The organism is Pseudomonas sp. P1_F7 (assembly GCF_056405655.1).
The window spans coordinates 58,712-79,758 of the sequence record NZ_JBFUBR010000015.1 but is presented as its reverse complement, the minus strand read 5'-3'; the positions used below and the strand labels follow the sequence as shown (position 1 = coordinate 79,758).

General features: G+C 59.6%; 18 protein-coding genes. 8 read left to right on the top strand and 10 right to left on the bottom strand.

What is annotated here, in order from left to right:
* Positions 1-58 precede the first annotated feature (58 nt).
* The 5 genes from carA to grpE all read right to left on the bottom strand — a co-directional run bounded on the left by carA (position 59) and on the right by grpE (position 6,275).
* Positions 59-1,195 (bottom strand): glutamine-hydrolyzing carbamoyl-phosphate synthase small subunit, encoded by a 1,137-nt coding sequence (gene carA, locus AC1D1M_RS22950; RefSeq protein ID WP_046038697.1) that lies wholly within the window; start codon positions 1,193-1,195, stop codon positions 59-61.
* Positions 1,196-1,454: 259 nt separating this feature from the next.
* A complete protein-coding gene (gene dapB, locus AC1D1M_RS22945; RefSeq protein WP_477777377.1) occupies positions 1,455-2,258 on the bottom strand; it encodes a 4-hydroxy-tetrahydrodipicolinate reductase in 804 nt (267 codons plus the stop codon).
* 10 nt (positions 2,259-2,268) lie between these two features.
* Positions 2,269-3,393: a molecular chaperone DnaJ gene (gene dnaJ, locus AC1D1M_RS22940; protein ID WP_056728224.1), complete on the bottom strand. Its 1,125-nt coding sequence runs from the start codon at positions 3,391-3,393 to the stop codon at positions 2,269-2,271.
* 296 nt (positions 3,394-3,689) lie between these two features.
* Positions 3,690-5,606 carry a molecular chaperone DnaK gene (gene dnaK / locus AC1D1M_RS22935; protein WP_477763179.1) on the bottom strand — a complete coding sequence of 639 codons (1,917 nt, stop codon included), beginning with the start codon at positions 5,604-5,606 and terminating at the stop codon, positions 3,690-3,692.
* A gap of 102 nt (positions 5,607-5,708) precedes the next feature.
* Complete coding sequence (gene grpE / locus AC1D1M_RS22930; protein ID WP_007988694.1) at positions 5,709-6,275, bottom strand: nucleotide exchange factor GrpE; 567 nt, start codon at positions 6,273-6,275, stop codon at positions 5,709-5,711.
* Positions 6,276-6,515: 240 nt separating this feature from the next.
* On the opposite strand from grpE, the gene recN reads away from it, so the two are divergent.
* Positions 6,516-8,189: a DNA repair protein RecN gene (gene recN / locus AC1D1M_RS22925; RefSeq protein WP_477777376.1), complete on the top strand. Its 1,674-nt coding sequence runs from the start codon at positions 6,516-6,518 to the stop codon at positions 8,187-8,189.
* A 75-nt stretch (positions 8,190-8,264) separates the two neighbouring features.
* Here the strand turns inward: recN and fur are convergent, their stop codons facing one another.
* Positions 8,265-8,669, bottom strand: a complete 405-nt coding sequence (gene fur, locus AC1D1M_RS22920) for a ferric iron uptake transcriptional regulator (protein WP_003197684.1) — start codon at positions 8,667-8,669, stop codon at positions 8,265-8,267.
* Between the two features lie 97 nt (positions 8,670-8,766).
* Between fur and AC1D1M_RS22915 the strand changes: the two genes are divergently transcribed.
* On the top strand, positions 8,767-9,294 hold the full coding sequence (locus tag AC1D1M_RS22915; protein ID WP_007993578.1) for an outer membrane protein assembly factor BamE: 528 nt from the start codon (positions 8,767-8,769) through the stop codon (positions 9,292-9,294).
* Between the two features lie 61 nt (positions 9,295-9,355).
* Here the strand turns inward: AC1D1M_RS22915 and AC1D1M_RS22910 are convergent, their stop codons facing one another.
* Genes AC1D1M_RS22910 through AC1D1M_RS22900 form a run of 3 tightly spaced genes read right to left on the bottom strand, consistent with a single transcriptional unit; the run spans position 9,356 to position 11,508 of the window.
* The gene (locus tag AC1D1M_RS22910) at positions 9,356-9,670 is read right to left on the bottom strand and encodes an RnfH family protein (RefSeq protein ID WP_477777375.1); all 315 of its coding nucleotides are present in this window, start codon (positions 9,668-9,670) and stop codon (positions 9,356-9,358) included.
* Positions 9,663-10,097: a type II toxin-antitoxin system RatA family toxin gene (locus tag AC1D1M_RS22905; protein ID WP_103394085.1), complete on the bottom strand. Its 435-nt coding sequence runs from the start codon at positions 10,095-10,097 to the stop codon at positions 9,663-9,665. The genes AC1D1M_RS22910 and AC1D1M_RS22905 overlap by 8 nt, the downstream gene beginning before the upstream one ends.
* A 7-nt stretch (positions 10,098-10,104) precedes the next feature.
* Complete coding sequence (locus AC1D1M_RS22900) at positions 10,105-11,508, bottom strand: sodium-dependent transporter (RefSeq protein WP_477777374.1); 1,404 nt, start codon at positions 11,506-11,508, stop codon at positions 10,105-10,107.
* A 118-nt stretch (positions 11,509-11,626) separates the two neighbouring features.
* On the opposite strand from AC1D1M_RS22900, the gene smpB reads away from it, so the two are divergent.
* On the top strand, positions 11,627-12,109 hold the full coding sequence (smpB, locus tag AC1D1M_RS22895; protein ID WP_008057382.1) for an SsrA-binding protein SmpB: 483 nt from the start codon (positions 11,627-11,629) through the stop codon (positions 12,107-12,109).
* 115 nt (positions 12,110-12,224) lie between these two features.
* Here the strand turns inward: smpB and AC1D1M_RS22890 are convergent, their stop codons facing one another.
* A complete protein-coding gene (locus AC1D1M_RS22890) occupies positions 12,225-12,992 on the bottom strand; it encodes a GntR family transcriptional regulator (RefSeq protein WP_057396627.1) in 768 nt (255 codons plus the stop codon).
* A gap of 261 nt (positions 12,993-13,253) precedes the next feature.
* On the opposite strand from AC1D1M_RS22890, the gene AC1D1M_RS22885 reads away from it, so the two are divergent.
* The 5 genes from AC1D1M_RS22885 (at position 13,254) to AC1D1M_RS22865 (ending at position 20,852) form a co-directional block, all read left to right on the top strand.
* Positions 13,254-14,948: a lactate permease LctP family transporter gene (locus AC1D1M_RS22885; protein WP_477777373.1), complete on the top strand. Its 1,695-nt coding sequence runs from the start codon at positions 13,254-13,256 to the stop codon at positions 14,946-14,948.
* 150 nt (positions 14,949-15,098) lie between these two features.
* Positions 15,099-15,923 carry a (Fe-S)-binding protein gene (locus AC1D1M_RS22880; RefSeq protein ID WP_477777372.1) on the top strand — a complete coding sequence of 275 codons (825 nt, stop codon included), beginning with the start codon at positions 15,099-15,101 and terminating at the stop codon, positions 15,921-15,923.
* The gene (locus tag AC1D1M_RS22875) at positions 15,920-17,374 is read left to right on the top strand and encodes a LutB/LldF family L-lactate oxidation iron-sulfur protein (RefSeq protein ID WP_477777371.1); all 1,455 of its coding nucleotides are present in this window, start codon (positions 15,920-15,922) and stop codon (positions 17,372-17,374) included. Before AC1D1M_RS22880 ends, AC1D1M_RS22875 begins: the two co-directional genes overlap by 4 nt.
* Positions 17,374-18,045, top strand: coding sequence for a LutC/YkgG family protein (locus AC1D1M_RS22870; protein WP_477777370.1), 672 nt, complete (start codon positions 17,374-17,376; stop codon positions 18,043-18,045). The genes AC1D1M_RS22875 and AC1D1M_RS22870 overlap by 1 nt, the downstream gene beginning before the upstream one ends.
* On the top strand, positions 18,042-20,852 hold the full coding sequence (locus AC1D1M_RS22865; RefSeq protein WP_477777369.1) for an FAD-binding and (Fe-S)-binding domain-containing protein: 2,811 nt from the start codon (positions 18,042-18,044) through the stop codon (positions 20,850-20,852). Before AC1D1M_RS22870 ends, AC1D1M_RS22865 begins: the two co-directional genes overlap by 4 nt.
* Positions 20,853-21,047 lie beyond the last annotated feature (195 nt).

Genomic DNA, 21,047 nt, shown 5'->3' with positions numbered 1-21,047 from the left:
GGGGGGGGGCCGCCGGTGTCGGGACCACCCTCAAGCTTTGCTACATCAGGGCGAGCGATCAGCGTCGCTTGGCCATCTCGGTGATGAAGCGATCAAACAATGGCGCTACGTCGTTCGGGCCAGGGCTGGCTTCCGGGTGACCCTGGAAGCTGAAGGCGCTCTTGTCGGTACGCTCGATACCTTGCAGGGTGCCGTCGAACAGCGATTTGTGGATCGCGCGAACGTTGGCCGGCAGGGTCGCTTCGTCTACGGCAAAACCGTGGTTCTGGCTGGTGATCATCACCACGCCGCTGTCCAGGTCCTGGACGGGGTGGTTGGCACCGTGGTGGCCGTGACCCATTTTCAGGGTCTTGGCGCCGGAGGCCAGGGCCAGCAGCTGGTGACCGAGGCAGATACCGAAGACCGGGATCTCGGTTTCCAGCACGTCCTTGATCGCCTGGATCGCGTAGTCGCAAGGCTCCGGATCACCAGGGCCGTTGGACAGGAACACGCCGTCCGGCTTCAGTGCCAGCACATCGGCAGCTGGGGTTTGCGCAGGCACGACGGTCACGCGGCAACCGCGCTCGACCAACATGCGCAGGATGTTCACCTTGACGCCGTAGTCGTAGGCAACCACGTGGTACGGCAGTTCGGAGGCTTCGATGGTCGCGTGGCTGTCGGTTTTCAGATCCCAGACAGTCGAGCGCCACTCGTAGCTTTCCTTGGTGCTGACGACTTTCGCCAGGTCCATGCCCTTGAGGCCAGGGAAACCCTGGGCGGCGGCGATGGCGGCGGCTTCGGAAATGTTGTCACCGGCCATGATGCAGCCGTTCTGCGCGCCTTTTTCACGCAGGATGCGCGTCAGGCGGCGGGTGTCGATACCGGCGATGGCCACAACATTGTTGGCCTTCAGGTAGTCGGACAGGGACATCGTGTTACGCCAGTTGCTCGCCACCAGTGGCAGGTCACGGATGACCAGGCCGGCAGACCAGACGCGATTGGACTCGGCGTCTTCCGGCGTGGTGCCGGTGTTGCCGATGTGCGGGTAAGTCAGGGTAACGATCTGTTGGGCGTAGGAAGGATCGGTAAGGATTTCCTGATAGCCGGTCATTGCGGTGTTGAACACCACCTCACCAACGGTCTGACCGTCGGCTCCAATGGCTTCGCCGCGAAAAATGCTGCCATCAGCAAGGGCGAGTATGGCTGGCTTAGTCAAGAAGACCTCCCGTAAATAAAGCCTGAAAGGGCGATCGCAGGTTGTAAAAAAGCGGAGTGACGTATGGACACGTCACCCCGCTTCTTCACTGAATTATTCTGCGCGCTTTTAGTGGACACACTAAAGCTGTAGCTTACAGAAAAAGGCTTTTTTGGTCTACCGCCAATGAGCCTTAAAGGCTGGAGAATGCGACAGGACGTCGCTTGGCGGAACAAAACCGGGCTCAAACGCTGTGCGCGAGCCCGATTTCGCGTGCATCTTAACGCAGATCGAGCACGTCTTGCATGTCGTAAAGGCCAGGCTCGCGCCCGTCCAGCCACAATGCAGCACGTACCGCGCCCTTGGCGAAGGTCATACGACTGGACGCCTTGTGAGTAATCTCGACACGCTCGCCGTCGGCGGCGAACAGCACTGTGTGATCACCGACGATGTCGCCAGCGCGCACAGTGGCGAAACCAATGGTCTCGCGATTACGAGCGCCGGTCTGACCCTCACGACCGTACACCGCCACTTTCTTCAGATCGCGGCCCAGAGCATCGGCAATCACCTCGCCCATGCGCACGGCAGTGCCGGACGGCGCATCGACTTTATGCCGATGGTGAGCTTCGGTGATTTCGATATCGACATCGTCGCCCAATACTCGAGCGGCCGTGTCGAGCAACTTCAGGCACAGGTTGACCCCGACACTGAAATTGGCCGCGAAGACAATCGGAATGTCCTTGCCCGCTTCCGCCAGCAACTGCTTTTCTTCAATGCTGAAGCCGGTGGTACCGATGATCATGGCCTTGCCGTGCTTACGGCAGAAAGCCAGGTTCTTCAGGGTCACCGTCGGGTGCGTGAAGTCGATCAGCACGTCGAACTCGTCGACCACCCGATCCAGATCACCGGACAGAGGCACGCCGATACGACCCAGCGCAGCCAGCTCACCGGCATCCGCACCGACCAGCGTGCTGTCGGGACGATCCACCGCCGCCGTCAGACCGGCGCCCGGGGTTTGCTGCACGGCTTCAATCAGGGTCTTGCCCATGCGCCCCGCGGCGCCCATCACTGCAATACGTCGCATGCCTGTCTCCTTACAAATCGCCGAAGAAACGCTTCACGCCTTCGAACCAACCGGTGGTTTTTGGCGAATGGCTGTTGTCGTCCGCCAGGGAGCTACGGAACTCTTCGAGCATTTCGCGCTGACGACGGCTCAGGTTGACCGGAGTCTCGACCGCCACACGGCACATCAAGTCGCCAGCACCACCGCCACGCACAGGCGCGACGCCCTTGCCGCGAACACGGAACTGCTTGCCGGTCTGGGTCCCTTCAGGGATCTTCAGCTTGACCCGACCATCAAGGGTCGGAATCTCCAGCTCGCCACCCAGCGCCGCATCGACGAAGCTGATCGGCACTTCGCAGAACAGATGCTTGCCATCGCGCTGGAAAATCGAGTGCTCGCGCACATTGATCACCACGTACAGGTCGCCAGTTGGCCCACCCTGGGCACCCGCTTCGCCTTCGCCGGACAAACGAATGCGGTCACCGGTATCGACACCGGCCGGCACTTTCACCGACAGGGTCTTGTACTCTTCGACACGACCTTCGCCGTGGCAGGAATCGCACGGATCGGAAATGATCTTGCCCTGGCCATGGCAGCGCGGACAGGTCTGCTGCACCGAGAAGAAGCCTTGCTGCATGCGCACCTGGCCGATACCGCCGCAAGTCGGGCAGGTCACCGGCGCAGAACCTTTCTTGGCACCGGAGCCGTCGCAAGGCTTGCAGTTGACCAGCGTCGGAACGCGGATATTCACGGTCGTACCGCGCACCGCCTCTTCGAGATCCAGCTCCAGGGTGTAGCGCAAGTCACTGCCGCGCTGAGCACCGCCACGGGAACCGCCGCGACCACCACCGAAGAAGTCACTGAAGACATCGCCAAAGATGTCGGAGAAGTTCTGGCCACCGAAACCGGCACCGCCGCCACCCATGCTCGGGTCGACACCGGCATGGCCATACTGGTCATATGCCGCGCGCTTGCTGGAGTCGGACAGCACTTCGTAGGCCTCGTTGGCCTCTTTGAACATGTCTTCCGATGCTTTGTCATCGGGATTACGGTCCGGGTGATGCTTCATTGCCAGGCGACGGTAAGCCTTCTTCAGGTCCGCTTCGCTTGAGCCACGCTCAACACCCAACACTTCGTAATAGTCACGCTTTGCCATAAGTCTTTGCACTCTTGAGGACGTCCGACAAAACCCTCCTGAGTTTGCCGAACTCGTTGAGCCCCAATACAGGCCCGGACCCAACTCACGTCAATTCAACGATCCTGGTCTTTGTTTCAAATTGGCACTTACAGCTCGGAAAGCAGGAGCATTCCCGGCCATGCCAGCAGCACGCGAATGCTGTCGCATGCTGTAAAAATTCGCGTATTCCAGATACGCCAACGCGGGAGCAAGCTCCCGCGCGGCGACATCCTACCAGTCACCGCCTTAAGGCAGTCAACCGGCCGACCAACAACTTACTTGTGGTCTTTGACTTCTTCGAACTCGGCATCGACAACGTCGTCAGCCTTTTCCGCCTTGTCGTCGTGCGGTGCCGCGCCTTCAGCAGGCTGAGCCTGTTCGGCGTACATCTTCTGCGCCACTGGAGCGGAGACTTTCGACAGTTCTTCAACCTTGGCGTCGATAGCAGCCTTGTCGTCGCCTTTAACGGCGGCTTCCAGGGCAACTACAGCAGCTTCGATTGCAGTCTTCTCTTCAGCAGTCACTTTATCGCCGGCATCGGCAACCATTTTGCGCGTCGAGTGAACCAGTGCATCACCCTGGTTACGGGCAGCGGCCAGCTCTTCGAACTTGCGGTCTTCCTCGGCGTTCGCCTCGGCATCACGCACCATACGCTCGATTTCTTCGTCGGACAGACCGGAGTTGGCCTTGATCACGATCGACTGAGTCTTGCCGGTAGCCTTGTCCTTCGCACCTACGTGCAGGATGCCGTTGGCGTCGATGTCGAAGGTCACTTCGATCTGCGGCACACCACGTGGAGCTGGTGGAATGTCGGCCAGGTCGAACTTGCCCAGGGACTTGTTCTGTGCGGCCTGCTTACGCTCGCCTTGCAGCACGTGAATAGTCACGGCGCCCTGGTTGTCGTCGGCAGTCGAGAACACTTGCGATTTCTTGGTAGGAATCGTGGTGTTTTTCTCGATCAGCGCGGTCATCACGCCACCCATGGTTTCGATACCCAGGGTCAGCGGGCTGACGTCGAGCAGCAGAACGTCCTTCACGTCACCGGCCAGTACCGCGCCCTGGATGGCAGCACCCATGGCAACAGCTTCGTCCGGGTTGACGTCTTTACGAGCTTCTTTACCGAAGAACTCGGTTACCAGCTTCTGAACCAGTGGCATACGGGTCTGACCGCCCACCAGGATCACGTCGTTGATCGCGCCAACGTCGATACCGGCATCTTTCATTGCGATGCGGCAAGGTTCGATGGTGCGCTGAACCAGGTCTTCCACCAGCGCTTCGAGCTTGGCGCGGGAGATCTTCACGTTCAGGTGCTTAGGACCGGTGGCGTCTGCAGTGATGTACGGCAGGTTCACGTCGGTCGACTGACTCGAGGACAGTTCGATCTTGGCTTTTTCAGCAGCCTCTTTCAGGCGCTGCATGGCCAGCGGGTCGCCCTTGAGGTTCATGCCGCTTTCTTTCTTGAATTCGTCGACGAGGTAGTCGATCAGACGAATGTCAAAGTCTTCACCGCCCAGGAACGTGTCACCGTTGGTGGCCAGTACTTCGAACTGGTGCTCGCCATCGACTTCAGCGATCTCGATCACGGAAACGTCGAAAGTACCGCCACCCAGGTCGTAAACGATCACGGTGTGATCGCCCTTGGCCTTGTCCATACCGTAAGCCAGAGCAGCTGCGGTTGGTTCGTTGATGATACGTTTTACGTCCAGACCGGCGATGCGGCCGGCGTCCTTGGTGGCTTGACGCTGGCTGTCGTTGAAGTAGGCCGGAACGGTGATCACCGCCTCAGTCACGGTCTCGCCGAGGTAGTCTTCGGCGGTCTTCTTCATTTTCTTCAGGATTTCAGCCGAGATTTGTGGCGGTGCCATTTTCTGGCCGTTCACTTCAACCCAGGCGTCGCTGTTGTCAGCCTTGACGATCTTGTAAGGGACCATCTGGATGTCTTTCTGCACAACTTCTTCGTCGAAACGACGACCGATCAGACGCTTCACCGCATACAGGGTGTTGTGCGGATTGGTCACAGCCTGACGCTTGGCCGACTGGCCAACCAGAATTTCGCCATCGTTGGCGTAAGCGATGATCGACGGCGTGGTACGCGCGCCTTCAGCGTTTTCAATAACTTTTGCCTTGCCGTTTTCCAGCACGGAGACGCAGGAGTTGGTAGTCCCCAGGTCGATACCGATAATTTTGCCCATGTTCACTCTCCCGAAACTTTGGATTTGGTTGCCGCAGCAGTGGTGGCTAACTGCGGTAGCACTTAAACGCTTGACTTATAAATGGGGGCCTTGCGGCGGATTTCAAGCCTGCTCGTCAATCGAAGGCGAAACCGGCGCAGGCGCCTTGCTGACCACGACCATCGCCGGGCGCAGCAAGCGACCATTGAGCTGATAGCCCTTCTGGAACACCTTCAGAACGCTGTTCGGCTCGACATCGGCGCTTTCCTGCATGGCCATCGCCTGATGTTGAACGGCGTTGAACGGTTCGCCATGCGGATCGATCGCTTCAAGCTGATAACGCTTGAGAGTGTCGTGGAACATTTTCAGGGTCAGCTCGATGCCTTCGCGCATCGGACGGATGCTTTCGTCGTCCGGGCTGGACAGTTCCAGGCCGCGTTCCAGGCTGTCGACGATCGGCAACAGGTCGCCGGCGAATTTTTCCAGCGCGAACTTGTGAGCCTTCTCCACATCCTGCTCGGCGCGACGGCGGACGTTCTGCAGATCGGCGGCTACACGCAAAGCCTGATCCTGAGCGCCTGCCAGTTGCTCTTCGAGCACTTGTACACGAGCCGCCAGGTCTTCACCCGAAGCCTCGGGCGCCTGGTTGGCGTCTGGGTTTTGCGTATCCACTGTCTGTTCGTCAGCCATAGAATTCTCCTTTCAATATCGTCCGCGAGCTCGACTCGCGCTTCTGCCCAGCTATATGGGGCCGCAAAATCCGGCTTCAAGGGGCACCGACGATTAACCCTACAAAAAACAACTGCTTTGTCATTCCCGGTCGCGATAAGGGTTTCGTCGGACCGAGCGAATCGAGCTAACGAGGGGCATTGTCAGCCAGAAACAAAACACTGTATAAATAACCAGACCTAACACCTGGGAGCGGCCCATATGCTGGTGCACCTGTCCGTACACAACTACGCCATCGTTGAACATCTCGATCTCGAACTCGATCGCGGGATGAGCGTGATCACCGGGGAAACCGGCGCGGGCAAGTCGATCATGCTCGACGCGCTGGGCCTTACCCTGGGTGATCGCGCCGACAGCGGCGTGGTCCGCCCCGGCGCCGACAAGGCCGACATCCTGGCCACCTTTGATCTGGCCGACATTCCGGAGGCCAGCGCCTGGCTGGCCGAACGCGACCTCGAAAGCGACGGCCCGTGCATCCTGCGCCGGGTGATCACATCCGAAGGACGCTCGCGTGGCTACATCAACGGCACACCCTGCCCACTTGGCGATCTCAAGGCGCTGGGCGAGCTACTGATCGACATCCACAGCCAGCACGAACACCAATCCCTGCTCAAGACCGATACCCACCGCCGCCTGCTCGATGAATATGCCGGCGCGACGGATCTTGCCCGCCAGGTTCAACTCGCCGCCCAGCGCTGGCGCCAGACCCGCCAGGAACTGGAGCGACTCTCCAACTCCGGCGATGAGCAACGCGCCCGCCATCAGTTGCTCAGCTACCAACTCGAAGAGCTGGAAAACCTTGGCCTTGGCGACAACGAGCTGGAGCAGCTTGAACAGGAACACAAGAACCTGACCAACGCCGAGACCTTGCTCGGGATCTGCCGGCAAGTCGTCGAGCAATGCAGTGAAAGTGATTCCGGAAATGTCCTCTACGCCCTCACCGCCAGCCTCAACCGCCTGTCGAGCGTGAACAGCTCGATCGGCGCGCTGGGCGAAGCCAGCAGCTTGTTGACCAGTGCACAGATCCAGGTTGAAGAGGCCGTTGGTGAACTGAACCGCTTCCTCGACAACTTCGACGCCGACCCATCGCGCCTTCAATACCTCGAAGAGCGCCTTGACGCGATCTACACCCTGGCGCGCAAACACCGCATCCAGCCGACCGAAGTTGCCGAGATGCAACAGAAACTGCTGGATGAAATCGAAACCCTCAACGCCAACGACGAATCCATCGAGCGGTTAAGCGATGAGCTGTCTTCATACGCTCGCCATTATCAGGAAAAAGCCCGAGAGCTCAGCGATCTGCGCCATCAAGCCTCGAACAGCCTGGCCAGCGCCGTGGAACAGGAAATCCAGCGACTGGGCATGCCTGGTGGGCGCTTCACCATCGAGTTGCGTCCAAACAGCAGCGACGAGCTACTACCTAACGGACTTGAACAGGTTGAACTACTGGTCAGTGCTAACCCGGGCCAACCATTGAAAGCTTTGGCAAAAGTCGCATCCGGAGGCGAACTGTCGCGGATCAGCCTGGCGATTCAGGTCATCACCGCGCAGACATCTCGCGTTCCTACCCTGGTGTTTGACGAAGTGGACGTCGGTATCGGCGGCCCGACTGCGGAGATCGTCGGCCAGTTGCTGCGCAGGCTCGGCGAGCGCGGGCAGGTACTGACCGTGACCCACTTGCCACAAGTGGCAGCGCAAGGTCATCAACATCTATTTGTACATAAAGTGCGCGGCGAAGATGCCACCCGCACGGCCGTTTCCAAATTGAGCAAAAACGACCGCGTCGAAGAAGTCGCACGGATGCTGGGTGGCATCGATCTCACCAAGGAGTCCCTGGCTCACGCCAAAAAAATGGTGGTCGCCGCGAAAGCCTGAATAAAGGCAGAAAGCACGAAGGCGACCCTGGGGTCGCCTTCGTTCGTTTCGCGAACCTGAGTTCGCGCGACATGCTTACTTTTTCTTGCGCACGTACAGCACCAGATTGTGATCAACCATCTCGAAGCCATACTTGTCGACGATTGCTTTCTGAAGCCGCTCGATTTCTTCGTCGAAGAATTCGATTACTTCGCTGGTTTCGACGTTGACCATATGATCGTGATGCTTTCCGTCGTCCAGCTCGAAGACCGCATGGCCTCCGTCGAAGTTGTGCCGCACCACAAGGCCAGCTGCCTCGAACTGGGTCAGAACACGGTAAACCGTGGCCAGACCGACGTCCTCACCAGCCTCCATAAGGGCCTTGTAGACATCCTCGGCACTCATGTGGCGCTGCTCGGCGGAATCGAGCATTTGCAGAATTTTGACCCGTGGCAGGGTCACTTTGAGGCCGGCTTTGCGTAGTTCGCTATTTTCAACCATGGTCAGCTTTCTCGCGATGCTGCTTCGCAGCTTCTCTTAATGCGGGTATGATCGGCGTTTACGTTGTCCCAGCCAAGATAGTGGAAGTCGCCCACCGATGCAAAACACCAAGCTCTTGCTAACCAGTTTCACCTTTGTGGGACTGCTCGCACTCGCCGGTTGTTCATTCCCCGGGGTTTACAAAATCGACATCCAGCAGGGCAATGTCGTCACGCAGGACATGATAGACCAGTTACGCCCGGGAATGACCCGTAAGCAAGTACGGTTTATCATGGGCAACCCTCTGCTGACTGACACGTTCCATGCCGATCGCTGGGATTATCTGTACAGCCTGCAACCCGGTGGCGGTGAACGCCAACAGGAACGCATCAGCGTTATCTTCAACCCAAATGATCAGCTTGTCAGCCTCTCCGGTGATTTCATGCCTGGCGTGAGCCGTGACGAAGCCATTCTCGGCAAGGACAGCGGCACGACAGTGGCTGCCCCGGCAGAAAACGTCGAGAAACCAAAACCGGAAAAACCGGTCAAGCCAGGCTCGTTGCTGGACCAGATCCAGAAGGACGTCGACGGCGTAGAAACCGTACCGGTCCCGACGCCGCGACCGCTGGAAACCTCGCCGCAATAATTTGCGACGCAATAAAAAGCCCGGCATGCCCGGGCTTTTTATTGTCTGGCGTTCAAGCCACTCACTGATTCCGGGCTTTGGCCTCGGCAGCTTTTGCCGCGCGCAGTCGGCGCACCTCTTTCGGATCGGCCAACAGCGGTCGGTAAATTTCGATGCGATCCCCTGCCCGGACTGCCCGACTCTCCGGATCGGCTACAACCTTGCCAAAGATACCGACAGGGCAATTGGTCAGATCCAGCTCCGGAAACTCCTCAGCCATGGCCGACCTGAGCAGAGCTGCCCGCACGCTCGTCCCGACCGGCACCGTCAGCGTCAGTAGCACCTGACGGTCTACGGCTGCGTAGACCACCTCGACTTCAATCATGACCTCAACCATGTATCTGCTTGGCGCGCTGGCAGAACGCATCCACCAGTGTATTGGCCGCCTGGTTGAACAGCGGCCCCAAGGTGGCCCGAACCAACGGCCCGGCATAGTCGAACGACAGATCGAGACTGATCTTGCAGGCCTTCTCGCCCAGCGGCTTGAACACCCACACGCCATGCAACTGATTGAACGGGCCTTCCTCAAGGTTCATCTCGATCGATTGACCAGGCACCAGGGTGTTACGCGTCACGAAATGCTGACTGAGGCCACCCTTCGCCACGCCAACGCTCGCCCGCATATGCTCAGGCGAGCTTTCGAGGACTTCGGCCGACGAGCACCACGGCAGAAACTCCGGATAGCGTGCCACGTCGTTGACCAGGTCATACAGCGCTTGCGCCGGGTACGGCAGCAAGGCCGAACGTGAAATGTGTGTCGTCATGTCAGCGTCACTTCCACAGCTGGGCGGCAAACACTACGAGAATGCCGATGGGCGCCACATAGCGCATCAAGAACAAGGACAGGCCGAACAGCGCAGGGTTGCGAATCGACAATTCGTCGCGCACCGCTTCACGCCCCATGATCCAGCCCGCAAATACCACGAAACACAAACCGCCAAGCGGCAACATGAGTCGCGAGGTGAAGAAATCGATCACGCCGAAGAAGTCGAGACCACCGGTTGCTCCCCATTGGTAGAGGTGGAACATCCCGCCTTCGTTCACGAAGAACCTGGCCTCCTTCCAGATATTGAAGGAGAACACTGTGCCCAGACCGACGAACCAGCAGCTGAAAGCCAGCCAGAAGGTTACCCAGGCACGGCTCACTTTAGTGCGCTCGACCAGGTAAGCCACCATCGGCTCAAGCAGGGAAATCGCCGAACTCCAGGCAGCGACCGCCACCAGCACGAAGAACACCACACCCATCAATTGCCCAAACGCCACGTTACCGAAGGCAAACGGCAGGCTGACAAACATCAGCCCCGGCCCTTCGCTCGGATTCAGGCCCGCCGCGAACACAATCGGAAACAGTGCCAGGCCGGCCACCAGGGAAACAAAGGTATCGAGCAGCGCCACGCCAACGACCGTCCCTGAAATCGACGAACTCTTCGGCATGTAGGCGCCATAGATCATGATCGAGCCGACGCCCACGCTCAGGGAAAAGAACGCGTGCCCCATCGCGGGCAGCAAACCGTCCAGAACCTTTTCCGGGTGGAAATCGAACATGAAATGCACGCCCTCCATGAAATGCCCAGTGGTCATGCTGTAGCCCAGCAGCACCAGGACCATCACAAACAGCAGCGGCATCATGATGCGCAGGCTACGCTCAAGCCCGGCGACCACACCCCTGGCAATCACCACCGCTGACAACAGCATGAAAATCGTGTGCCAAAGTGTCAGGCGCCATGGATCGGCGATCACGTTGCCGAAGTAAGCCCCCACCTGATCCGCCGTTACCCCCTGAAAGTCGCCACGCCCCATGTCGATGATGTAATCCAGCGACCAGCCGCCGACCACACTGTAGAAAGACAGGATCAGCAACGCCGTGATCATTCCGGCAAATGCGCCCCAGGACCATTTCGCCGAGTGCCCCGCCTCGACCGCCAGCGTCTTCAAGGCATTGGCCGGGCTCTGCCGGGCACGCCGGCCGATCAGGGTTTCCGCCAGCATGACCGGCACCCCGATCAGCGCGATGCAGGCCAGGAACATCAGCACGAAGGCGCCGCCGCCATAGACGCCGACCATGTACGGGAATTTCCAGATACTACCCAGCCCCACGGCCGAACCGGTCGCGGCGAGTATGAAGACCCAGCGGCTAGCCCAACTGCCGTGGACAGAAACCTTGTCTGTCGACATCGTTATCACGCCCAAGCGTTCAAAAAAGAGGCCGCATTGTCCGGGATTCAATCAACCTGCTCAAGCACGTAGCAACACCGTAGCCGACTCGCGTGCAACTCCCTATAATGCCGCCCCTATGGCTAAACAGAAGAAACACCCAACAGGGACCATCGCGCAAAACAAAAAGGCGCGACACGATTACTTCATCGAACATCGTTTCGAGGCTGGTCTGGTCCTGGCCGGCTGGGAAGTAAAAAGTCTGCGGGCAAGCAAGCTGCAGCTGGTTGACAGCTACGTACTGCTAAAGGATGGCGAAGCCTGGCTGCTCGGCAGCCACATTACGCCCCTGACGACCGCCAGTACCCACGTCATCGCGGATCCGGTGCGCACCCGTAAATTGCTGCTCAACCGGCGCGAGCTGGAAAAGCTGGCCGCGGCCGTGCAGCAAAAGGGTTACGCCTGCGTGTGCCTGTCCTGGTACTGGAGCAAGCACATGGTCAAGTGCGAAATCGCTCTGGGCAAGGGCAAGAAGGAATACGACAAGCGCGATACCGAGCGCGAACGCGACGCCGGTCGCGAGTTGCAGCGCGCGGTGCGCAACAAGGGCAAGGAAGACTGATTTTTCCGCCTGAGTTTCGCGGCGCCATCGAAAAGATCGCAGCCTGCGGCAGCTCCTACAGGGAACGCATTCCAATGTAGGAGCTGCCGCAGGCTGCGATCTTTTGTTTTAACGATCACATCCCCTTGCGCCGCTCCGCCCGGGCCATGCGCTGCACTTCCTGACGCACTTCCTCCAGCACCTCCTGCACATACAAAATGTGCCGACTGGAAACTTCCCGCGCCTGCTCCGCTCGCCCTTCGATAATCGCCTGGTACAACTCCCGGTGCTGCGTGATCAACATGTCGCGGGTTTCAGTGCGCTGCTTGTACATGCCACCGATGTTAGTCACCACGTTGCGCTTGAGCAGGTCGAACAGCCCGCGAATGGTGTGCAGCAACACGGCATTGTGGCTGGCCTCGGCGATCGCCAGGTGAAAACTTGCGTCCGCAGCCCCCTCTTCGGCACGACTCACCTCTTCGTGACGGGAATAGCAGTCCTGCAATTCGTTGAACGCTGCGGTCAGCCGCTCGCGATCCACATCAGTGGCACGTAGCGCCGCGTAGTAGGCGCAGGACGCTTCCAGCGTATGGCGAAACTCCAGCAGATCGCGCTGCGCCTCGGGATTGCTTTCCAGCAGATGTAACAAGGGATCACTGAAGGTGCTACCCAGTGATTCCACCACATAGTTGCCGCCGCCCTGGCGACTGACGAGCAGGCCCTTGGCGGTCAGCTTCTGAATGGCTTCGCGCAACGAAGGGCGTGACACGCCAAATTGCTCGGCCAGCGCGCGCTCGGCCGGCAAGCGCTCACCCGCTTTCAGCGTGCCCTCGAGGATCATGCCCTCAAGCTGCTCGACAATATCGTCAGACAAACGGCGCTGACGAATCTGATCAAACCCCATAACTCGATTACTCCACGATCCGACGGCTCGCCGGGGCTCTATTCTGGCCTATCGGGGCCGTGCCAGCACCTGCCACAACGCATTTGGTCATACCAGGCAGACGACCTGCGCACTTCGCATTCGACAAAAGTTTTAGGGCGGCAAATTGACACACCGCCTACAAGGCTTTTACCCTAGCCAACAGCGATTGTAAATTGGTCTTACCAATTACCCAAGAACGCTGATCAGTGCCTGACCAACAACAATTAGGGGCCACCCCATATGCAAACCTGGCAACAGCTCTATACCCCGCTCGGCAGCCTCGGCCTGTCCGCACTCGCCGCCGTCATCCCCATCGTGTTTTTCTTCCTGGCTTTGGCCGTGTTCCGCCTCAAAGGGCATGTGGCCGGCAGCATCACCCTGGCTTTGTCGATTCTGGTGGCGATCTTCGCTTTCCAGATGCCGGTCGATATGGCGTTCGCCGCCGCCGGGTATGGCTTCGCTTATGGCCTGTGGCCGATTGCCTGGATCATCGTGGCAGCGGTGTTCCTCTACAAACTGACGGTCAAGAGCGGGCAGTTTGAAGTCATCCGCAGTTCGGTCCTGTCGATCACCGATGACCAGCGCCTGCAGGTTCTGCTGATCGGTTTCTGCTTCGGCGCCTTCCTCGAAGGTGCAGCCGGTTTTGGCGCACCGGTGGCGATTACCGCTGCGCTGCTGGTAGGTCTTGGCTTCAACCCGCTGTACGCCGCTGGCCTGTGCCTGATCGCCAACACCGCGCCAGTGGCCTTCGGTGCCCTGGGCATTCCGATCATCGTTGCCGGCCAAGTCACCGGCATCGACGCGTTCAAGATCGGCGCCATGACCGGCCGCCAATTGCCGCTGCTGTCGATGTTCGTGCCGTTCTGGCTGGTGTTCATGATGGATGGCCTGCGCGGCGTGCGGGAAACCTGGCCCGCAGCTCTGGTGGCCGGCTTGAGCTTTGCCGTGACCCAATACTTCACCTCGAACTTCATCGGCCCGGAACTGCCGGACATCACCTCGGCCCTGGCTAGCTTGATCTCCCTGACCCTGTTCCTGAAAGTCTGGCAACCAAAACGCGCCGCCGGCCAACACATCGTTGGCGCTGTCTCGGCCTCCGTAGTGAGCGCCAGCGTCGGTGGTTTCGGCCAGAAGCGCACCACTGTGGCTTCGCCTTACAGCCTTGGGGAAATCTTCAAGGCCTGGTCGCCGTTCCTGATCCTGACCGTACTGGTCACCATCTGGACCCTGAAGCCGTTCAAGGCGATGTTCGCCGCCGGCGGTTCGATGTACAGCTTCGTATTCAACTTCGCCATCCCGCATCTGGACCAGATGGTGATCAAGGTCGCACCGATCGTGGCCGCGCCAACCGCCATTCCGGCGGTGTTCAAACTGGACCCGATTTCCGCCACCGGCACGGCGATTTTCTTCTCGGCCCTGATCTCTATGCTGGTGCTGAAGATCAACATCAAAATTGGTCTGACCACTTTTAAAGAGACCTTCTACGAACTGCGATGGCCGATCCTGTCCATCGGCATGGTGCTGGCGTTTGCCTTCGTCACCAACTACTCAGGCATGTCCTCGACCATGGCCCTGGTACTGGCGGCGACGGGTGCAGCCTTCCCGTTCTTCTCGCCGTTCCTCGGCTGGCTCGGTGTGTTCCTCACAGGCTCCGATACCTCGTCCAACGCCCTGTTCAGCTCGCTGCAAGCGACCACTGCGCACCAGATCGGTGTCAACGACACCTTGCTGGTGGCGGCGAACACCAGTGGCGGCGTGACCGGCAAGATGATCTCGCCACAATCGATCGCCGTGGCTTGTGCCGCGACCGGCCTGGTGGGCAAAGAATCGGATCTGTTCCGCTTCACCCTCAAGCACAGCCTATTCTTTGCAACGATTGTCGGCTTGATCACGTTGGCCCAGGCCTACTGGTTCACCGGCATGCTGGTGCACTAAGGACTACAAGCAACACGATAAAAACCGACGCCGGGCCACGCCCACGGCGTCCGCTATTCACACCCCGGTCTGTAAGGCTGCTGAAAGCTTCCGGCTCTATATTCAGCAGCCTCACCAGACGAATAACCGGGACCACCCGGAGACCGCCTGATGAGCGAGCTTTTTTACAACGCCGTGCCGAATGCGACCCGTGTCGCCCCGCCACTGCCCGAGCCTCGGCAATACCCCAGCGAGAAACCGTCACGGGTTTACCTGTTCGGGACCTGCGTGGTCGATTTGTTCTACCCGGAAGCCGGGATGGATGCGATCCACCTGTTGGAGCGCGAAGGCATTCGTGTCGAATACCCGCAAGGGCAAAGCTGCTGCGGACAACCGGCCTACACCTCGGGTTACACCGAACAGGCGCGGACCGTGGCGCGCTCGCAATTGGCGCTGTTTGCCGGCGACTATCCGGTGGTGGTGCCGTCAGGTTCTTGCGCGGGCATGCTCCGCGAACATTACGCCGACTTGTTCAAGGACGAGCCGGACACGTTGAAACAGGTTCAGGCGCTGGCTGCCAGAACCTACGAACTGGCCGAGTTCCTGTTGTTTGTCTGCAAGGTGCAGCTCAAGGACAGCGGCGAGCCCGTAAAAGTGGCGCTGCACACCTCGTGCTCGGCACGCCGTGAAATGAACACCCACCTGCACGGCCGCGAGTTGTTATCGCAGTTGAGCAATGTGGAGCGGGTCAATCACGATCACGAAAGCGAATGCTGTGGCTTCGGCGGGACATTCAGCGTCCGTATGCCAGACATTTCCGGTGCGATGGTGGCTGACAAAACCCGGGCGCTGAAGGAGTCCGGCGCGCACAAGGTGTTGAGTGCCGACTGCGGCTGTTTGATGAACATCAACGGCTCGCTGGAAAAACAGCAGGAAGCGTTGCGCGGCCAACATCTGGCCAGTTTCCTCTGGCAGCGTACCGGAGGTGCCCGATGAGCACTTCCGCGATTATTCCTACGGTTGCCGTAGAAGAAGATTTCCGCACCCGCGCCCACAAGGCGCTGGGTGACGCGCAATTGCGAGGCAACTTTCGCAAGGCGATGGATTCACTGATGACCAAACGGGCAGCGGCGTTCAGCGATGCCCATGAAAGAGAACACTTGCGCGCACTGGGCAATGCTGTACGCGCCCGTGCGTTATCCAAGTTGCCCGAGCTGCTCGAACAACTTGAACAGAACCTGACCCGCAACGGTGTGACAGTGCACTGGGCGGAAACGGTGGACGAGGCCAATGGCATCGTCCTCTCGATCATCCGCGCTCACGAGGGGCGGCAAGTGATCAAGGGCAAATCGATGGTCAGTGAAGAGATGGAGATGAACCATGTCCTCGCTGAACAGGGCATTGAATGCCTGGAATCGGACATGGGCGAGTACATCGTCCAGCTCGACCACGAGAAGCCTTCACACATAATCATGCCGGCAATCCACAAGAATGCCGGTCAGGTCGCGTCCTTGTTCCACGACAAACTTGGCGTGGAATACACCAAGGACGTAGACCAACTCATTCAGATCGGCCGCAGAGTCCTGCGGCAGAAATTCTTCGAAGCGGATATCGGCGTCTCCGGCGTCAACTTCGCCGTGGCCGAAACCGGCACCCTGCTGCTGGTGGAAAACGAAGGCAACGGTCGCATGACCACCACGGTGCCGCCGGTGCACATTGCCGTCACCGGCATTGAGAAAGTCGTCGAGAACCTGCGCGACGTGGTGCCGTTGCTGTCATTGCTGACCCGCTCGGCCCTCGGAATTCCAATCACCACCTACGTCAACATGATCTCCGGCCCGCGCAAGGAACATGAACTCGACGGCCCGCAGGAAGTACACCTCGTACTGCTCGATAACGGCCGCAGCCAGGCCTTTGCCGACAGCGAACTACGCCAGACCCTGAACTGCATTCGCTGTGGCGCCTGTATGAATCATTGCCCGGTCTATACCCGAATCGGTGGTCACGCCTATGGGGAGGTTTACCCCGGCCCTATCGGAAAAATCATCACCCCGCACATGGTCGGCCTGGCGAAAGTGCCGGATCATCCGAGCGCCTCGTCGCTGTGCGGCGCCTGCGGTGAAGTTTGCCCGGTGAAAATCCCGATCCCTGCTTTGCTGCGGCGCCTGCGGGAAGAAAACGTCAAGGCCCCGGACAGCCCCCATCAAGTGATGCGCGGCCAAGGCAGCAAGTATTCGCGCAAGGAGCGGTTCATCTGGAACGCCTGGGCGAAGCTCAACAGTTCGCCGACGCTGTATCGCCTGTTTGGATTCTTCGCCACCCGTTTGCGCGCCCTCACGCCAAGCAATGTCGGCCCGTGGACGCAAAACCACAGCGCACCGAAACCCGCTGCCCGCTCGCTGCATGACATGGCCCGCGAACATTTGGCCAAACAGGGAGACCGTTGATGAGCGCCAAGCAAAATATCCTGGGCAAGCTGCGTAAAAGTCTGACAGGCACCACGCCCGTGGCCGACAACTTCGATGTAGATCTGGTGACCCAGCCTTACACCTACGCGCCTGAGCAACGCATTGCGCAACTGTGCAAGCTGATGGAAGCGGTGCACACGGAAATTCATCTGACCTCCGGCGAAGAGTGGCCGACGCTACTCGCGCAATTGCTGCGGGACCGCCAGTTGCCGAGCCTGCTGATCGCGCCGACAACGCCCCACGGTCAACGGATCACACAGCACTGGGCGAATAATCCCGGCCTGCCAATGCTCAAGGCCTACGACCGTCCGATTGAAGAATGGAAAGCCGAGCTGTTCAACGACACCCCGGCGAGCATCACTGGAACCCTCGGCGCCATCGCTGCCACCGGCAGCCTGATTCTCTGGCCGACCCGGGAAGAACCGCGCTTGATGAGCCTGGCACCACCGGTGCATTTCGCCCTGCTCAAGGCCAGCGAAATCCGCGACAACTTCTATCAGGTGCAGCAAGAATTCGAATGGGCCCAGGGCATGCCGACCAACGCGTTGTTGGTATCCGGCCCGTCGAAAACCGCCGACATCGAGCAAGTGCTGGCGTACGGCGCCCACGGTCCGAAGGACCTGGTGGTACTGATCCTGGAGGACCAATGAGTCTACCGGCCGCTTTCCTGCGTGATGCACAGCAACTGATTCCCCAAGAGCGACGTTTCGACGACCCGCTGTCGACCCTGGCCTTCGGTACCGATGCCAGTTTCTATCGATTGATTCCGCAACTCGTGATCCGCGTCGAGTCCGAAGAAGAAGTGGTGGCGCTACTGAAACTGGCGCAGCGCGATCAAGTCCCGGTGACTTTCCGTGCTGCCGGCACCAGCCTCTCTGGTCAGGCCATCAGCGACTCGGTTTTGATCGTGCTTGGGGATAACTGGAACGGTCGCGAGATCCGTGGCCGAGGCATGCAAATCCGCCTGCAACCTGGCGTGATCGGTGCCCAGGCCAACGCCTGGCTGGCGCCATTCGGACGCAAGATCGGCCCGGACCCGGCCTCGATCAACGCCTGCAAAATCGGCGGTATCGTCGCCAACAATGCCAGTGGCATGTGCTGCGGTACGGCGCAAAACACCTATCACACCCTGGCCGGCATTCGTCTGGTGCTGGCCGATGGCAGTCGTCTCGATACTGAAGATACCGCCAGCGTCACGGCGTTTCGCCAAAGCCACGCCGCCCTGCTGGAGCGCTTGGCGACCCTGGGCCGCGAGACCCGGGCAAACGCTGAACTGGCTGCGAGAATCCGCCACAAATACCGTCTGAAAAACACCACCGGCCTGTCGCTCAATGCCCTGGTGGATTTCGACGAGCCTGTGGATATCTTGAGCCACTTGCTGGTGGGCTCCGAGGGCACGCTCGGGTTCATCAGTGCCGTGACCTACGACACGGTGATCGACCACCCGAACAAGGCCTCGGCCCTGATTGTGTTCCCGGATGTCGAGACCTGCTGCAACGCGGTCACCGTGCTGAAAAGCCAACCGGTGTCGGCCGTGGAACTGCTGGACCGGCGCAGCCTGCGTTCAGTGCAGGACAAACCCGGGATGCCGCCTTTCGTACAGCATCTGTCGAACAATGCCTGCGCCTTGCTGATCGAATCCCGCGCCGCGTCGTCCACCTTGCTGCACGAACAACTGGCGCAGATCATGGCGTCGCTGAAGGCGTTCCCGGTGGAAAAGCAGGTGGATTTCACTGAAGATCCACAGGAAAACGCCCGTCTCTGGGCCATCCGCAAAGACACCTTCCCGGCCGTCGGCGCGGTGCGCAAGACCGGCACCACGGTGATCATCGAAGACGTGACCTTCCCGGTCGAACAACTGGCCATCGGCGTAAACCGCCTGATCGAGCTGTTCGACAAACATCACTATGACGAAGCGATCCTTTTCGGACACGCGCTGGAAGGCAATCTGCACTTCGTCTTCACCCAAGGCTTCAACAACGCGGAAGAAGTCGCACGCTATCAGGCGTTCATGGACGAGGTGGCGCAGTTGGTCGCTGTGGAATTTGGTGGCTCGCTGAAAGCCGAACACGGCACCGGGCGCAACATGGCGCCGTTCGTCGAGCTGGAATGGGGCAGCGATGCCTACCAGTTGATGTGGCAACTCAAGCGTTTGCTGGACCCCAACGGCATTCTCAACCCGGACGTGGTGCTCAGCGAAGACCCACAGATCCACCTCAAGCACCTCAAGCCATTGCCGGCCGCCGACGAGATTGTGGATAAGTGCATCGAATGCGGCTTCTGCGAACCGGTCTGCCCGTCGAAAGGCCTGACCCTGAGCCCACGCCAACGCATCGTGATCTGGCGCGACATTCAGGCGAGAAAACGCGCCGGTGTCGATACCGCCGAACTGGAAGCCGCGTACGAATACCAGGGCATCGATACCTGCGCCGCCACTGGCCTGTGCGCGCAACGTTGCCCGGTCGGCATCAATACCGGCGAGCTGGTGAAAAAGCTCCGCAGCCGGAAGGCGACGTATAAGAAAACCGCCAACTGGCTTGAAGGAAATTTCGCCACGGCACTGCAAGGGGCGCGGTTCACCCTGCATGTGGCCAACGGTGCTCGGATGCTGTTGGGGGCACCGCGACTGGCAAAGCTTTCCGCAACCGTGAGCAAGCTGTCCAAAGGGCAAATCCCGCAGTGGACCAACGCCATGCCCCAGCCTGAACGGCCGATTCGTTTCAGTCCGGCGATCAACGATGAGCGCCCGCGAGTGGTGTACCTGGCCGCGTGCGTATCGCGGGTCATGAGGCCGGCAGCAGGCGACCAGGAACAAATGTCGCTGCACGACAAGACCCGAGGCCTGCTGGAAAAGGCCGGCTACCAAGTGGTTTTCCCGGACAACCTCGACAACTTGTGCTGCGGTCAGCCGTTCGCGTCCAAAGGCTACGCCGAGCAGGCCGAACACAAACGCCAGGAACTGATTGGCGCCTTGCTGCACGCCAGCCGCGGCGGGCTCGACCCGATCTACTGCGACACCAGCCCCTGCACCTTGCGCCTGGTTCAGGACCTGGGCGAAACCCGTCTAGACCTGTACGACCCGGTGCGCTTCATCCGCACGCACCTGATGGATCGCCTGGAGTTCACGCCTCAGGAGGCACCGATCGCCGTGCACGTGACCTGCAGTACCCAACACCTCGGGGAAAGCCAGGCATTGATCGATCTGGCGCGCAAATGCAGCAAAAACGTGGTCATTCCTGAAGGCATTCACTGCTGCGGCTTCGCCGGTGACAAGGGTTTCACCACGCCAGAGTTGAACGCACATTCGCTGCGCACGCTCAAGGACGCGGTGCAGCAGTGCAGCGAGGGGATTTCCACCAGCCGTACCTGTGAGATCGGTCTGACGCAACATGGCGGCATTGACTACCACGGACTAGTCTATCTCGTGGACCGCGTTACCCAGGCTAGGGTGCCCTGATAGCAGGATCTACAGGAAGGTGCATAGAGGTGCATTCCTTAACACTACTTGCCGGAATCGACAGCTCTACAGTAGAAAAGCAGAACCCTGACGTGCCGCCGCAGTCCACAGATCAAGTCCCGCTAATGCGGGACTTCCTAAAACTCGGTAGACCGTTTTGATGGCCAGCAATGCCTGGTCCTTCAGTCCAAGGAG